The organism is Paraburkholderia sp. PAMB 6770, from assembly GCF_057748135.1.
The window spans coordinates 2592792-2606457 of record NZ_CM173238.1 but is presented as its reverse complement, the minus strand read 5'-3'; the positions used below and the strand labels follow the sequence as shown (position 1 = coordinate 2606457).

General features: G+C 60.1%; 13 protein-coding genes. 4 read left to right on the top strand and 9 right to left on the bottom strand.

Going from position 1 to position 13666, the window contains the following annotated elements:
• Positions 1-43: 43 nt before the first annotated feature.
• The 4 genes from AC3AP7_RS11755 (at position 44) to AC3AP7_RS11740 (ending at position 4142) form a co-directional block, all read left to right on the top strand.
• Positions 44-241 carry a hypothetical protein gene (locus tag AC3AP7_RS11755; protein WP_475762840.1) on the top strand — a complete coding sequence of 66 codons (198 nt, stop codon included), beginning with the start codon at positions 44-46 and terminating at the stop codon, positions 239-241.
• A complete protein-coding gene (locus AC3AP7_RS11750; protein ID WP_475762842.1) occupies positions 231-1523 on the top strand; it encodes an MFS transporter in 1293 nt (430 codons plus the stop codon). The genes AC3AP7_RS11755 and AC3AP7_RS11750 overlap by 11 nt, the downstream gene beginning before the upstream one ends.
• 25 nt (positions 1524-1548) lie before the next feature.
• Complete coding sequence (locus AC3AP7_RS11745) at positions 1549-2607, top strand: serine hydrolase domain-containing protein (RefSeq protein ID WP_475762844.1); 1059 nt, start codon at positions 1549-1551, stop codon at positions 2605-2607.
• A gap of 911 nt (positions 2608-3518) precedes the next feature.
• A complete protein-coding gene (locus AC3AP7_RS11740) occupies positions 3519-4142 on the top strand; it encodes a hypothetical protein (RefSeq protein WP_475762846.1) in 624 nt (207 codons plus the stop codon).
• A 669-nt stretch (positions 4143-4811) separates the two neighbouring features.
• Here the strand turns inward: AC3AP7_RS11740 and AC3AP7_RS11735 are convergent.
• The 9 genes from AC3AP7_RS11735 to AC3AP7_RS11695 form a co-directional block, all read right to left on the bottom strand.
• Positions 4812-5519 carry a hypothetical protein gene (locus AC3AP7_RS11735; RefSeq protein ID WP_475762848.1) on the bottom strand — a complete coding sequence of 236 codons (708 nt, stop codon included), beginning with the start codon at positions 5517-5519 and terminating at the stop codon, positions 4812-4814.
• Positions 5519-6382: an Nmad3 family putative nucleotide modification protein gene (locus AC3AP7_RS11730; protein WP_487362701.1), complete on the bottom strand. Its 864-nt coding sequence runs from the start codon at positions 6380-6382 to the stop codon at positions 5519-5521. The genes AC3AP7_RS11735 and AC3AP7_RS11730 overlap by 1 nt, the downstream gene beginning before the upstream one ends.
• Positions 6383-6601: 219 nt before the next feature.
• Entirely contained in the window at positions 6602-6973 is a 372-nt protein-coding gene (locus tag AC3AP7_RS11725) for a hypothetical protein (protein WP_475762852.1), read from the bottom strand.
• 324 nt (positions 6974-7297) lie between these two features.
• Complete coding sequence (locus AC3AP7_RS11720) at positions 7298-8578, bottom strand: IS256 family transposase (protein ID WP_475767957.1); 1281 nt, start codon at positions 8576-8578, stop codon at positions 7298-7300.
• 381 nt (positions 8579-8959) lie between these two features.
• Entirely contained in the window at positions 8960-9994 is a 1035-nt protein-coding gene (locus AC3AP7_RS11715) for an IS110 family RNA-guided transposase (RefSeq protein ID WP_475762854.1), read from the bottom strand.
• Between the two features lie 149 nt (positions 9995-10143).
• Positions 10144-10980: a hypothetical protein gene (locus AC3AP7_RS11710; RefSeq protein WP_475762856.1), complete on the bottom strand. Its 837-nt coding sequence runs from the start codon at positions 10978-10980 to the stop codon at positions 10144-10146.
• An 83-nt stretch (positions 10981-11063) separates the two neighbouring features.
• Complete coding sequence (locus tag AC3AP7_RS11705) at positions 11064-12206, bottom strand: hypothetical protein (protein ID WP_475762858.1); 1143 nt, start codon at positions 12204-12206, stop codon at positions 11064-11066.
• Positions 12206-12703: a DUF4365 domain-containing protein gene (locus AC3AP7_RS11700; protein ID WP_475762860.1), complete on the bottom strand. Its 498-nt coding sequence runs from the start codon at positions 12701-12703 to the stop codon at positions 12206-12208. Before AC3AP7_RS11700 ends, AC3AP7_RS11705 begins: the two co-directional genes overlap by 1 nt.
• A 102-nt stretch (positions 12704-12805) precedes the next feature.
• Positions 12806-13597: an abortive infection family protein gene (locus AC3AP7_RS11695; RefSeq protein ID WP_475762862.1), complete on the bottom strand. Its 792-nt coding sequence runs from the start codon at positions 13595-13597 to the stop codon at positions 12806-12808.
• Positions 13598-13666: the final 69 nt, after the last annotated feature.

The following is a 13666-nucleotide window of genomic DNA, read 5'->3' as shown; positions in this document are numbered from 1 at the left end:
CGACCCTTGCCGATCCGGCAAAGGTCGAGGAGAAATATTGTAATTGTTCGCCAATAACGTCCATGTCAGCATGCTCGCCAGACATCGGGTCGGAGCGCCGGACGGGCCGACCCGGCGGCTGCGCCCGCGCTTCTTCTGTGGCGACGCGCGCGGCAGCGTGCAGGCCGGCGTCGAAGCCGGCTGCGATCCCGCCATCCCTTTGCCATGCAAGCTCTCCGGAGACCGCCGTCATGAGCAGTGAATCCGCCACGATTGCGCAACCGTTGCACGCGCAAGCATCGAAGCCGAACGTCACCCGGCTGATCGTTGCGACGTCCATCGGCAATGCGCTCGAGTTTTACGATCTCGTCGTCTACGGGTTTTTCGCCACTACGCTGTCGCGGCTGTTTTTTCCGGTGCATGACCGGACGATCTCGCTGCTGCTCACGTTCGGCACGTTTGCGCTGTCGTACCTCGCGCGCCCGGTCGGGGCGCTGGTGCTCGGCTCCTACAGCGACCGGCACGGCCGCAAGGCGTCGCTCACGCTGTCGATTGCGATGATGACGATCGGCACGGGAATGGTCGCGCTGATGCCGCCGTATGCCGCGATCGGCGTAGCCGCGCCGATCCTGATCTTCTGCTCGCGGCTGCTGCAGGGTTTTTCCGCGGGCGGCGAGTTCGGCAGTTCCACCGCGTTTCTCGTCGAACACGCGCCGGCCCGCTCGGGGTTCATGTCGAGCTGGCAGTTCTCCAGCCAGGGCGCGAGCGTGCTGCTCGCGTCGCTGTTCGGTGCGCTGATCACGGGGCTGCTCACGCCGCCGCAGATCGAGGGGTGGGGGTGGCGCATCCCGTTCCTGTTCGGCATGCTGATCGGCCCGATCGGCCTGTATATCCGGCGTCGCGTCGACGAGACGCCGGAGTTCGAGAAGTCCGCGAAGCTCGCGTCGCCGGTGCGCGAAGTGCTTGCGACGCAGAAGGAACGTCTGCTGATCGGGATCGGCTCGCTCGTGCTGACGACCACCGCCAACTACATGCTGCTGTACATGCCGACCTATGCGTCGCGGCAACTGGGTCTCTCGCGCTCGTCCGGCTTCATCGCGACGCTGGTGGCCGGCGTGATCGTGATGGTGCTGGTGCCGTTCGTCGGCCATCTGTCGGACAAGGTCGGCCGCACGCGCATCATGCTGGCGGCGGGCGCCGTGTTCTTCGTGACGGTGTACCCGGCGTTCGTGCTGATGAATGCGCATCCGTCGCTGCCGACGCTGATAGCCGCGGTCATCTGGGTCGCGCTGCTGAAAGCCACGTATTTCGCACCGATTCCCGCACTGATGGCCGACCTGTTTCCGACCGCCACGCGCACGACCGGCATGGCCTTCGGCTACAACATCGGCACCACGGTGTTCGGCGGCTTCACGCCGCTCGCGGTCACGTGGCTGATTGCCGTGACCCACAACAATCTTGCGCCGGGCCTCTATCTGATGATCGCCGCGGTCGTGAGCCTGTTCACGCTCGTGTGGGCGCGCGTGCGCCTGCACGTCCGATAAACGTTCAATTTCGAAAGTCTTAGGCATGCATACGAATCCAGCCTTGCAGCGCGCGATCCAGTTTTCCGTGGAGCACGAATCGACCTGGGATCGCGAGGTGGACGGCAACTGGGGGGTCCACGTGAAGGATCCCGCGCCCTGGAACCGGCTGCTCGGTCCGGTGCACGATCGCGGCCCGGTGTCCGGCGCGATCGCGCTTGACGGACGCGTCCTTGCCACGTGGGGCGAGCCCGATCGCGCGGACCTCACGTTCAGTATCGCGAAGACGTATCTCGCGCTGCTCGCGGGCGTCGCGCACGACCGCGGACTGCTGCCCGATCTCGACGAGCCGGTGCGCGTACGCGTGCCCGGCATCGGCTTCGACGATGCGCACAATGCATCCGTCACCTGGGCGCAACTGCTGCAGCAGACGAGCGAGTGGCAGGGGACCTGCTTCGGGCTGTCCGACCAGGCGGATCACTATCGCGCGGTCACGTTCGGCGAGCCGCCTGCCGGCAACAAGGGCGAGCTGCGGCCGCTGCGCACGCCCGGCACGTACTGGGAATACAACGACGTGCGGATCAACCAGCTGTCGCTCGCGTTGCTGCATCTGTTCGGCGAGCCGCTGCCGGAGGTGTTTCGCGACGCGATTGCGCGTCCGGCCGGGGCGAGCGACAACTGGCGCTGGGTCGGTTACGACAACGCGTGGGTGGAGCTCAACGGACGGCGCGTGCAATCGGTGCCCGGGGGCACGCACTGGGGCGGCGGCATGTCGATCAGCGCGAACGATCAGCTGAAGATCGCGCAGATGCTGCTCGACGACGGTATGGCGGGAGGCCGTCGTGTGCTGTCGGGCGAATGGATTGCGCGCATGCGCACGCCGTGTGCGATTGCGCCGTACTACGGCTATCTCGTGTGGCTGAACACTGCGCAGAAGATGTTTCCCGGCGTGCCGGCGTCGAGCTATTTCGGCGTGGGCGCGGGGAGCTCGTTCATGTGGATCGAGCCGTCGCAGCGGATTGCGCTCATCGTGCGATGGCTCGATCCGGATCATGCGAACGAGTTTTTCTCGCTGGCGTTCGAGGGGGTGCGGGCGCTGGGGTGAGCCGGGGTGTGTGCCGCGCGCGGGACTGTACCGGTATCGATGCCGGCGCCGAGCCTGAAGCGCGTGGACGCCGGGGCCCGGCGCGTGGTGCGGCCGGGTGCACTCCGCCGGGGCGATGCCGTGAGCAGCGATCACAGCAAAAAGCCCCGTCGCGTACGGGGCTTTTCCGGGCGATCCCGGGAGCGGCAGGGAGGGCTGTCTGGTCCCCCGACAGAATTCACACTTCCAAGTAGATATAAGGTACCTCGGAGAGTTTTTGAATAAGTACCCCCAAAAATACCCCCAAGGACCGCTCGTTACAGTCGTCGCTATCTGCCGCATACAGCAATTCGCTTCGGAAGTGACCTTCATTTGACTTGTATTTGGCACGGCAGTACTCTGCACTTATCGCTGAAACAGCAGCGATCCGGGGTGGAAGCCGGAAATGCAACAGGCGGACAGCCGCCATAGCGCGGTTTTTTTTACGTCCGTGCGTCAACGCGCGCCTTTAATGGTCGGGCCTTGGCGGGGGAGCCCTCGGGCTCGCCGGTTTCTGTTGCGCCGGTCTTCCAACCTCGTCATGTGCCCGGCCACCCGTTTGGAAGCGGGTACCGGGTTGCTTAATCCGCAACAGGAGGCAGCACTATGTGCCCAATCCACTTTCGCCTGCGCGTCCGCGCCAAGGCCCCGAACTCAATCAGTCGTTCCTTATTTTTCGAGCAAGCCCGCGCGCAATGCCCCGACCTCTTAGGGCTCGGCACAACTTCATGCACGTATGCGGACAATGTTGGGGAGCGCCTTCGCGATTTCGGTCGCTGCCTGCTTGAGTTTGATCGTCGCCTCGGGGGGCGAATCATGTTCCGAGTGGGTCCTGCTCAAGCAATTGAGGCTTTCATCGAGAACCCCTCATGCTTTGCGACCGGGAGCATGAGATGAACGCCAAAATTTTAAGTGATCCTAACTTATTTCCGCTTACCCATGGAGCAGTATCATCAAATGACAGTCAGCCACGGCTGTCCTCTCGCCAAGGACTTCCCGCTACGGTCTATCTTCATCCCCTGTATGAGTTGTTCGACGAGGCATCCGATTTAACGGGTGAGCGGATCGATGATGCGATGACGCGTATGTGCCGCGTCGGCGCGGTGCTGCATCTGATGCAAGCATCTATCCGAATGCAGGCAGACGCCGAAGCCCCAGCCAATGGCGAAGATATCGAGCATCTCGTCGACGTGCTGATCGAAATTATGCCTAACGCCAAGTTGGCTGTCGAAGCACCCTATAACGCATTTGATCGCGCTGCCCGGGACGTGCTGTCCAAGGCATTATTTTTTAACGATCGGCAGCGCGCTATGTTGCGTGCGATGACCGTCGCGGCGAATTTTCGCTCGAATGACGGAGAACTGGGCGTCGCAGCACAAAGTGCATGGGAAACGATGCGATCCGACGCGGCTTTCGAGGCCGACTGGATGCAATTCTGTCGCGGCATCGAATCCAGAGGGCGGGCAGTGCGCTTTACTCGACAAGGATCAATTAAAATTATAAGGATTGCGAAATGAAAATTTGTAGAGCGAGTTCCCTATAATCGAATAGTCGCTTTCCTGGCGGATCCAACGCCTGAATTTCCGAACGTCGGTCCGAGTAAATGACACTTCGGGTCGGACAGCCCAGGTACGGATGGCTCAGTCCGACCCTTTGCCGCCGATCGCCCCGTCCGTTTTTCAAAGGCGGGTCTCGATTGCGGAGCGGACACCCACGAGCCGAAGTCAAGACGCAAATGAGTCCACCTGCTTTCATGAGAGCCCGGTGAGTTTCCGCATCGCCGCGCTCCTAGCCGCCACCGATCGATCGCATAGCGGACCCAGCCGCCTGAAGATGCACAAACAGCAATTGAACGTGTAGGTCGTCTGCAGAGAAGAGCGTCCATTGGACGTCCAGGACGGCAAGCGATATCTCCGCGCAGACACGATATCGGTTGTCCGCAAAGGCGAGCGAATGCCCTGACTCGACGAATTCGAAATCCCGCGCCTCTATGTCGTTCGTATCGGGAAGGCGATGTACTCTCACGCGGCTGGTAAGCTAACCCTTGTCCATTACGATCAGATTGCATACAGCATCACGCACGTAGAAAATCTTCCTGCCCGGATACTACGCAGGTAAAGCGCGCGGCGGGTCTTCGAGCCGTCGGAACTGTGGGCATTGACAATTGCGCTTGGCGCGAGAACTGCTCACCTGCACCCAGCTCGCAATTTTTTGCGTTGTGGATCTGCCGCCTTGCAAGTATTTAGAGTAGCGCCGACTTTGGCGGCAGGAAGCGCTCCCTCATCGACCTCGATGAAGTCCGGATAGACGCCGCTTGCTTCCGCGAATCGAAGTGCCCTTTCCTCTGGTGAGGCCCATCCGGCAGCAAGACCGTGCTGCACCCATTTCGACTCGACCACACTGATCGCCTCTAGGTAGTGAGAGATCGTCGGTAGCGAGTCTTGAGAGAACCACTTCAGCAGTTGCTCCTGCAGATCCTGATCGACGGGGGAACTGCGGCTACGAAGGCGACTCGCCGCTTTCGCACAATTGGTGGTTCGATTGGTGTTTTCGAGAATGCGCGCGACGGCTGGAAAGTCCGTGTACCCGCTGTTGTTCGTGAGCACCGGCGCCATCGCATAAGGTAGCGGCCGATAGGCCCGGTCCCAGGTAACGTTGAGCGGTTGCTGGCCGCGCTTGACCGCAATCGGTGGCGTCAACCCGACAACACGTATTTCGCTATCGCCCCCCTGCAAAAAGACGAGCCTGTCGCCAGTCGCCAGCGGGCTGCTGTTGGGATGCATGAGGTTAGTTCGATGACAGCCGGTCTGTCCGAAGCAGCCAAACTCCCAGAACGGATCGCGGCGCAGATCGCTAATGCCGGAGGGTCGACGTAGGTAGACGAAGTAGAGCATCAGACAACTTCCTCCAGTAGGTTCCTCAACCAAGGCTCTGCCTCGGGATAGTGGTCGGCGTCGAGCACAAACTCCTGTCCCTTTGCGGCGGAGCGTAACAGCACGCCTTGCTCATCATGGACCCATCGTGGACCCGCAGGATGGTATGACAACGGGGGCCGAGTGCTGTCGGGCATGAACCAACCCGGTAGGCGCCACACCGTCCGCGTGCGACCGTCTTCCGTAAGACGAAGAGCATCCTTGAACTGCGGGAACTGCCCCGCAGCGAACGTGGCGCGATTCACATATCGTGAAGCTGTACCGGCTACATACAAATTGTTCAACGCGCTGTCGTAATGGTCGGGTTTTGCCACGTGAGGATGAGTCGCGATCCATGGATGCCGCATCAGGCAATCTTCGCGTTGAGTCACAATGGGAAGCACTTCTGCGACTTCGAGCCAGCCGAACATTACGTGAAGGTTCGGCGCTGAAACCGCATATCGCCAGCGATCACCGACTCGTTCAACTTTTCGGAACCACCCGAAGAACAGGAATACGTCTCCCACACCGAATTTTTGGCGGACTAGATGTCCGTGCGCGGCACCGGTCTGACCGAGCGCTGGCCGCCACCCAGGCAGTCGCTGGCTTGATGTCCGAGCAAGGTCGGGATCAAGATGTATGCGAGTCTCCATAGACAAGCGACCGCCCGACAGGTCATGGAGCAGGCCGTCCACATCCACGTTGGCGAGTTCGAGATCTTTCATCGTGAGATCGTCATGGGCGGCCGGGATCGGGAGCGGCACTAGACGGCCATCAGGGAGAATCGGACTGGCAATCCGCCCGTATTGCGAATCGAAGCCTTTCCGGGAAAAACAGATTTTCATCGTCAACCAGAAGATAGAGTCTGATGGAAACCACCACCGAACGAGCATCAGCAGTCCGGGACCATTACAATATGCCGAATGTCCAGCGTACTCGTCTGTCCGCTTTTGGAATCGATGTAGCCGTTCCAGCGGAGCAACTTTCTTTTTCTTGAAGGGCAGTTCCTGGCCGACTGTCGCCCGATTTTTCGGCGGCACCTCCGGGATACATGATGTTGGCGGTCAGTCGTTGATATTCCACGAGAGGCATATGATCTCGTAGCAAGGTCCGTCATCAAAGGTGATCATCAAATGCTGCAACGCATTGATAGTCGCTTGATCTTTCCTTCCCACATTTCGCACCTCATCTAGCCACGTACTATCGAGCGACACGAGTTTCCCGTACGCGAGATTGAATATGCTTGCAGTACACGAGGTCAGATAAGTGCACTTATAGGACTCCACCCCGGCGAACTGCAGCGTAATCGCTTTGGGCGCTCCGTCCTCGCCCTCGATCAACAATTTCAACGCGCAATCCCGGCGTGCGAGGACCACAAATTCCGGACTATGTAATAAAGCTGACGCCGCGACAGGCAGTTGCCAATGCTCTTTCATTGTTTCGGTCCCGAGCGCAAGATGCTTGTTCTTCCTAGTCTCCACGATTGTCTACAATTCTGGCATCGAGTGCCAGTGACCGGTTGTGGCCGACCACTGCCCGACGACCCCGTCGCACCGCGCCTGGACCGGCGGACGGCGCGCGTCGACCCGAAGCGGCCCTACATGCTAGTGTTGACTGACGACCGCTTACAAAGCCACATCCGCCATTCAGTGATACATGACAGACAAGTAATTGGCCAAACCCCATGGCAATTCATAAGGTAGGTACGGTTGCGCGAAGAGCAATCGTCAAGTCTGGTGTATGCGTGCGGGATGGCATGATCAGGCGGCCAGCGCTTGAGGAGCCGGTGTGCTTTCAATCACCGGGGTTCCGTCCTTGAAGGGAATGCCCTTCAGAAGCGGCTCGATCTTGTCGACGCCGCGGATTTTCCTCCACGACTTCTCGGCGGCTTCAATCAGCTTGAACGCCATGGCGAGGAAGGTCGCGCGCGATAGACAGTTACGCGTGCGGCTCGTGCGATGGCGCACCGTCGCGAACGTTGATTCGATCGGATTCGTGGTCCGCACGTGCTGCCAGTGTTCGGCCGGGAAGTCGTAGAACGCGAGCAACGCGTCGCGATCTTTCGTGAGCTTCTCGACGGCCTTTGGGTACTTGGCCGCGTACGTGTCGACGAACTGGTTAAACGCGACGATTGCATCCGCTCTCGTCGCAGCGTTCCAGATCTCCGCGAGCGCCGCCTTGGCACGGCCGTGCTGCGATTTGGGCATGACGTTGAGGATGTTGCCGATCTTGTGGAACCAGCAGCGCTGGTGACGGACCTGGGGAAACACTTCTTCGAGCGCCGCCCACAGCCCCATCGCGCCATCGCCGACAGCCAGCAACGGCGGTGCCTGCAGACCGTGTGCTTTCAGGTCAAGCAGCAGTTCGACCCACGACGCTTTCGATTCGCGATAGCCGTCGCTGAGCGCCACGCGCTCCTTCTCGCCGTTCGGTTTTACGCCGATGATCACCAGCAGGCACTGGCCGTCGGAATCCTCCGTGCGCGCCTGTGTGTGGATGCCGTCGGCCCACCAGTAGACCCATCGCGCCTTCGACAGATCGCGCTTCTTCCATTGCTCATACTCGTCGGACCAGGATGCCTTCAGGCGGCTCACAACGCTCGCCGACAGCCCTTTGGCCTGCTCGCCGAGAAGCTCGGACAGCGCGTCGCCCATGTCGCCGGTCGAGACGCCGCGCAGGTACAACCAGGGCAGCGACGACGAAACGCGAGGCGACTTGCGCACGTAGGGCGGCACGATCGCCGAATTGAACTTGATGCCCGAGCCCGAGCGGTCGCGCATCTTCGGCACCTGGACCGGCACAGGGCCTACGGCCGTGACGATCTCGCGCTCCGGCAGATAGCCGTTGCGCACAACGGCCCGCCGGCCGTCGATCGTCTTCACATTCGAATACTGCTCGAGCATTGCTGTCAGTTCCGCCTCAATGGCCTGCTGGATGATGCGCCGTGCGCCTTGCTGGATCAGATCGTCCAGGCCGACCGTACCCTTGATCTCTGCTTCTGCCGTTTGACTGCCGCTCGTATCCTGCGTATGTTTCGCCATGGTGGTGGAGTTCGATTGAGGAAGTGTTACCGTGAGAAGCAACATTCTCCTTCAATCGCCACCGCCTTCTCCTGCCTCCTCCCTGTGCCGCGTACACCATGCATGGACGCCCCCGGTTTGCCAAGCTCTCATTTGTGGTGAACTGAAGGTGGAGATTGCAGCCATGCATCCGGACTTCGATGTCCGGCGCGAGGCCGGCGGTCCCTGATGGAATGCGCTGGCCGGGCTCTCATCACTTTCGCGTGCTCCTGTGCACACTGGTGTACCCAGAGTTTTCCGGCCACGGTCTTACCTGTTCTGCCATCACTTCATGATCGCCTGAGCAATCGGTGGTTTGCGTCTCTCCTGTAAGGTGTCTACGTCAGTGTTTGGCCGGCCTGATTACGCGGCCGCAGTCGCGGGCGTGTAATCAGGCCGGAATTCGCGGCCGTGAGCGAGCAACGCCCAGATGATCCGTGCATTCTTGTTCGCAAGCGCGACGGCCGCGACATTTGAGTTTCGTCGCTGTAGCAATCCGTCCAACCAGCCGTCCTTTTGCTGCTTGCGCTCAGCGGCTTGCATGACGGAACGTGCGCCGTGGATGAGCAGCGTTCGCAGATAGGTGTCGCCGCGCTTGCTGATTCCGAGCAGCACATTCTTGCCGCCGCTTGAGTTCTGTTTAGGTACCAAGCCAAGCCAGGCCGCGAGTTGCCGTCCGTTTTTGAAGCTCTTCGCGTCACCGACAGACGCGACGAGTGCACTGGCCGTAAGCGGTCCGATGCCAGGCACGCTTGCAAGCTTGCAACTGGTGTCGTCGCTGCGGTGCCAGGCCTGGATTTGACGTTCGAGTTCGCGGACCTGCTGGTCGAGATCCTTCAGATGGTCCAGGAGGCGCTGAATGAGCAGCCGGAAGGAGCCCGTCAACTCGTTGCTGGCATCCTCGATTAGCTCGGGCACCCGGCGGGCGAGATGCGCAATCCCCTGGGGAACGACAATCCCGAACTCGCTGAGCAGACCGCGAATCTGGTTGGCCTGCGCGGTGCGCGCTCGCACGAAGCCTTGGCGAACGCGGTGCAGTGACAACACCGACTGCTGCTCGATGTTCTTGATAGGCACGAAGCGCATGTTCGGCCGTGTGACGGCCTCGCAGATCGCCTCGGCGTCAGCCGCGTCGTTCTTGTTCGTCTTGACGTAGGGTTTGACGAACTGCGGCGCGATCAATCGTACCGTGTGTCCCATCGCTTGCAGCTTACGGGCCCAGTGGTGTGCGCTGGCACACGCCTCCATGCCGATGAGACAGGCCGGCAGATTGGCGAAGAACGCCGCTACCTGATCACGTTTGAGCATCTTCCGGAGGACGGCCCTCCCATGCTCATTTACACCATGCACGGCAAAAATGTTCTTCGCCAGATCGATGCCAACTGTCGTAATCTTCATGATGGGCGCTCCCCTCGGTCAGGTGGTTGCTTCGACACTTCCACTTTGGCACATCGATGCCGTTTCGGGTGGGGGCGTCCATTCCATTACTTTCAACGATAGCTCTTGCGCGATATGTAGGTATTCTTGCGATATATCAGATCATCCGCTCACGTCGAGTTGATGGCGGCCCGAGCAATGAACATCACGAACGGTGTGTATATGGCACTGCCTTCTTTGGGCGCCTCCTTCCCTTGTCGTCGCGGTACAAGCTTGCGGAACTCGTTCGGAAACGTATAAGTCGCCATGAACCTTGGCGGAGGCTTTAGGCTCGTTACGACATCGACCGCCGACTGTACCAGTGCATCCACTGACTCATCAAAGCTTTCGATATTCCCGACACTCGTATTGCGTCGGCCGACGAGCACCATCAAGGCTAGCGATGCAGGGCTCGGATAGCGGACACGATCGTCTCGTTGCCGATCACGGAGGCAGGTTTGTACCGTTTTTGCTTGCGCTACGGCCTTATCCCACCGCCTCGCAATTTGTTGGGTGACGGTGGGGCTTGCGCAGTTCAAGCCAGCCATCTTCAGCTCAATGCCAATCACACGGCTACCATACCACGCAAGGTAATCGACCCGCCCGTGCTTCGTGGGGGATGGAGCCTCGTCATCTTCATCCAGCGTACCGGTGTAGCTTAGAGCATCGAAAGTTTGAATTTGTTCTGGGCGGTCAATCCTAACTTCCGTCCTTGACCGCAGCGACGCTCTGGAGATGGCCGTGGCGAACAAGCCGGACATCACCCGCTCGTTCGCCCGAAGAGGCGGATCCAGATGGAGCGGGCTTCCCAGATCGCCTTTCTCGGTGAGGGCCATAAACTCGTACATGGTTTGCCGATAGTTCTCGGCAGCGACCTCGACTAGGACATCGCACAGAAATCTGTTGAGATCGCCAGCGTCCGAGTTGGCGGCGGTCTTTCCTGAAAACGTCCTGACGATCCGAAGCATCGCTTGTACCGGGCGGTTGATGGCTAAAAGCGCACTGATTCTAAAGTATTGCTGTCGGCATCTGGGACGACAATTGCAGCCGCCTACAACAACTCGCCGTTCCGAATTACCTTGAAGTCCCGAGGGTTGAGCATGCGAGCCGAGTGATTGGTGATGCGGACATCGCCATGGCACTGCACCAGATGCTTCTCACCGTGAGCGGTGATCGCTTCCTGGTAGTCGTCCTTGCTGAGTTCGACCGATACCTTCCTATGCTGGCCCTCGATCATCGCGACGATCGTGATCGTTCCGCTTTCGTCGGCCAACGGCCGATCGAGTTTTTCCACGGACCCGGTGATCGTTCGGTCATGGAGGGTGTAGTCCTCGCGTTTGTAATAGGCTGCGGCCTCCGCGACCCGCTCCACCTTGTCACGGTCGAACACGAACGTGACAGGTAGGCTCGGGGCCTCGCTTCCGCTGGCCGGCGAAATCGTCACTTCGAACCCGCGCTTCTTGTCCGTACCGCTCAATCCAACCAAGGCATCGCACAAATTCGCGCTCGCGCCGTTGTTGATCGCCTCATCGAGCACGATCGCGCTGCCACCGCGTGCCACGGTCTCGATCGCATTGTCGAGCGCTCGCAAACCGGACGACAGCGTAGCTGTTACCAGGGTGGTCATCGGAACGGACGGCAGGCCGAGTTGCGTGGTCTGCTGCTGCGGCAGGGGGGCGATGATGTTGACGACGTAACTGCCCACCTCGGTCTGACCCAGCCGCAGCGATTTCAGGTACTCGGTGGCCTCTTCCTGTCTGCGCCCACTAAACTGTCGGCGTTTCGACATCGATGCGCACGCCGCCGCTTCCATCAGGTCGCGCGCACGCTCGTTCAACATCACCCCGTCGTCGAGGGGGATGGTGCCACCTTCCACGTCGAAGTGAAACACGCGCACCTTGATTCGGTCAGCGAAGCGGCCCATCACGTCCGAAACGATTTCAAGCGGTGTGCGCCGCGCGAAGTCAGCGAGCGCGGTGACTGCATCAACGAGGCGGTTGCCGAAGTCTTTGGCCCTCTGCGCCGACGTTGGCAGCAGCACCTCGGCATCGATGGCGTCTGGCTCGGGCCGGTGCCACACCGATGCCAGATCGCCAAGGTCCGCGTCCTTCCTCCAGCCTGTGAGCGTGAGATACGCAGCAAGCTGGTCGGTCGTGACGTCAGCCAGGCGTCTCAGCAAATCGTTGCGGTCCATCACGCGCTCTCCCGATTGCTTGCAAGCGTCATGAGGTGCATGAGGCTGTCGGTCGTGAGCCGCTGGTTCAGCGGTACGTCAACTGTAACGTTACTGCTGTTCGTCGTACTCGGCTGGTCGCGCAGCGACACGTAGAAACATGCGTTATACATGCGCATGTGTTCCTGATGATGTTCCACCCAGTGGGCCGGATCATCAGGAACGAGTAGAACAGCCAGGTAGCGCGGACATAGTACGTTGGTGCCCCGCAGGTCATCATAGTTCTTGCGGGACAGCGGGAACTTGATCACGTCGCCCGAGATGAGATCCTGCGAAGTACATTTGAGTTGGAACTGGACCTTGGGGTTGCGAAGCACGCCGGTGAATCCACGGCCACTTAGTTCCAGGTCAACGCTATCGTCGTCCACCTCCAGCTCGGACGGGTTGAACCCGGCCTGCGCCGCAATGGCACGGACGTATGCCTTGTTGAACTGCTCCTTTTTCTTCGAGATGTCCATCCCCCGTTCCTCGCAACCGGCTGCTCACCCGAACAGGGCCGCGTCGCCTACGATTTTCCCCCATTGTAAAGGCAATACGCGCTCCGGGCTTGGACGCAACGTTCAACGCGATCGGCCCGCCGCTCGCCCTTCCAGCGTTCGGATGAACCGGATCGATGCACCGATGTGGCTGAAGATCAGCAGAGCCTCGCTGTGGTTCAGGATGGGGTTGTCGTGCGCGAGGCTTTTGTTGTTGCGCACATCGTTGAATGCTTCCAGAACGCTGATGCTGCTCCGCAGGATGCGATCGGTCATCTCCGACTCAAGCAGTCCGGCCCCCCGAACTGCTTTGACGTACTCGCCCATAAGGCTGTGCAGCGGCTTGTCCCGACTCACCTCAATGCCGCGGCGCTCGCAGTGCGTGCGCAGAAACTTGATCGTGAACACATGCAAGCGATCAAGCGCGGTAGCCGGCTCGTTTTGATCGATGGCCGTTCGTATATGTTTCGCGGCTGCTTCAAAGTCCAGGTCGTTGACGCTGGCGGTGAACGCGTCGACCTCCGGAACAGGACTCGACGGGTTTTGATGGAGTCGGTCGATGATCTTCTGCGCGTCGTCGAGCAGGGCATTGTCCACGTCGGCGGGAAGGCACTCGTATTCGTTGGTGTGCTCGATCATCGCGACCAGCACTTTGGCAACGATGTGGTCAGGTTCAATGGTCCAAAAGCCCCGCATCCGGTTGGCCTTGGAGCCCGAACTCATGTTGATCCGGTATTTGGCGTCGTCGATGTCCAGGCCGGTGTGCTCCTCGAAGAAGAGGGAAAACGTGCGGTCGGAAAAGTTGAGCACATAGCCGCTGCTCATGCCAAGCAAGCGTTCGAGTTTCCGCTTTTCGATGGAGGACAAGGTTGCCATGCTGCTCCCGATGTATAGGCCGGTCTGTCGACGATTGTAACGAGGAACAGCGACGCCACTGGGCAAGCG

Bases quoted from the DNA above. Each gene is read 5' to 3' on its own strand.
- AC3AP7_RS11750 (WP_475762842.1), top strand. From the start codon at position 231: ATGAGCAGTGAATCCGCCACGATTGCGCAACCGTTGCACGCGCAAGCA.
- AC3AP7_RS11745 (WP_475762844.1), top strand. From the start codon at position 1,549: ATGCATACGAATCCAGCCTTGCAGCGCGCGATCCAGTTTTCCGTGGAG.
- AC3AP7_RS11740 (WP_475762846.1), top strand. From the start codon at position 3,519: ATGAACGCCAAAATTTTAAGTGATCCTAACTTATTTCCGCTTACCCAT.
- AC3AP7_RS11735 (WP_475762848.1), bottom strand. From the start codon at position 5,519: ATGCTCTACTTCGTCTACCTACGTCGACCCTCCGGCATTAGCGATCTG.
- AC3AP7_RS11730 (WP_487362701.1), bottom strand. From the start codon at position 6,382: ATGAAAATCTGTTTTTCCCGGAAAGGCTTCGATTCGCAATACGGGCGG.
- AC3AP7_RS11725 (WP_475762852.1), bottom strand. From the start codon at position 6,973: ATGAAAGAGCATTGGCAACTGCCTGTCGCGGCGTCAGCTTTATTACAT.
- AC3AP7_RS11720 (WP_475767957.1), bottom strand. From the start codon at position 8,578: ATGGCGAAACATACGCAGGATACGAGCGGCAGTCAAACGGCAGAAGCA.
- AC3AP7_RS11715 (WP_475762854.1), bottom strand. From the start codon at position 9,994: ATGAAGATTACGACAGTTGGCATCGATCTGGCGAAGAACATTTTTGCC.
- AC3AP7_RS11710 (WP_475762856.1), bottom strand. From the start codon at position 10,980: ATGCTTCGGATCGTCAGGACGTTTTCAGGAAAGACCGCCGCCAACTCG.
- AC3AP7_RS11705 (WP_475762858.1), bottom strand. From the start codon at position 12,206: ATGGACCGCAACGATTTGCTGAGACGCCTGGCTGACGTCACGACCGAC.
- AC3AP7_RS11700 (WP_475762860.1), bottom strand. From the start codon at position 12,703: ATGGACATCTCGAAGAAAAAGGAGCAGTTCAACAAGGCATACGTCCGT.
- AC3AP7_RS11695 (WP_475762862.1), bottom strand. From the start codon at position 13,597: ATGGCAACCTTGTCCTCCATCGAAAAGCGGAAACTCGAACGCTTGCTT.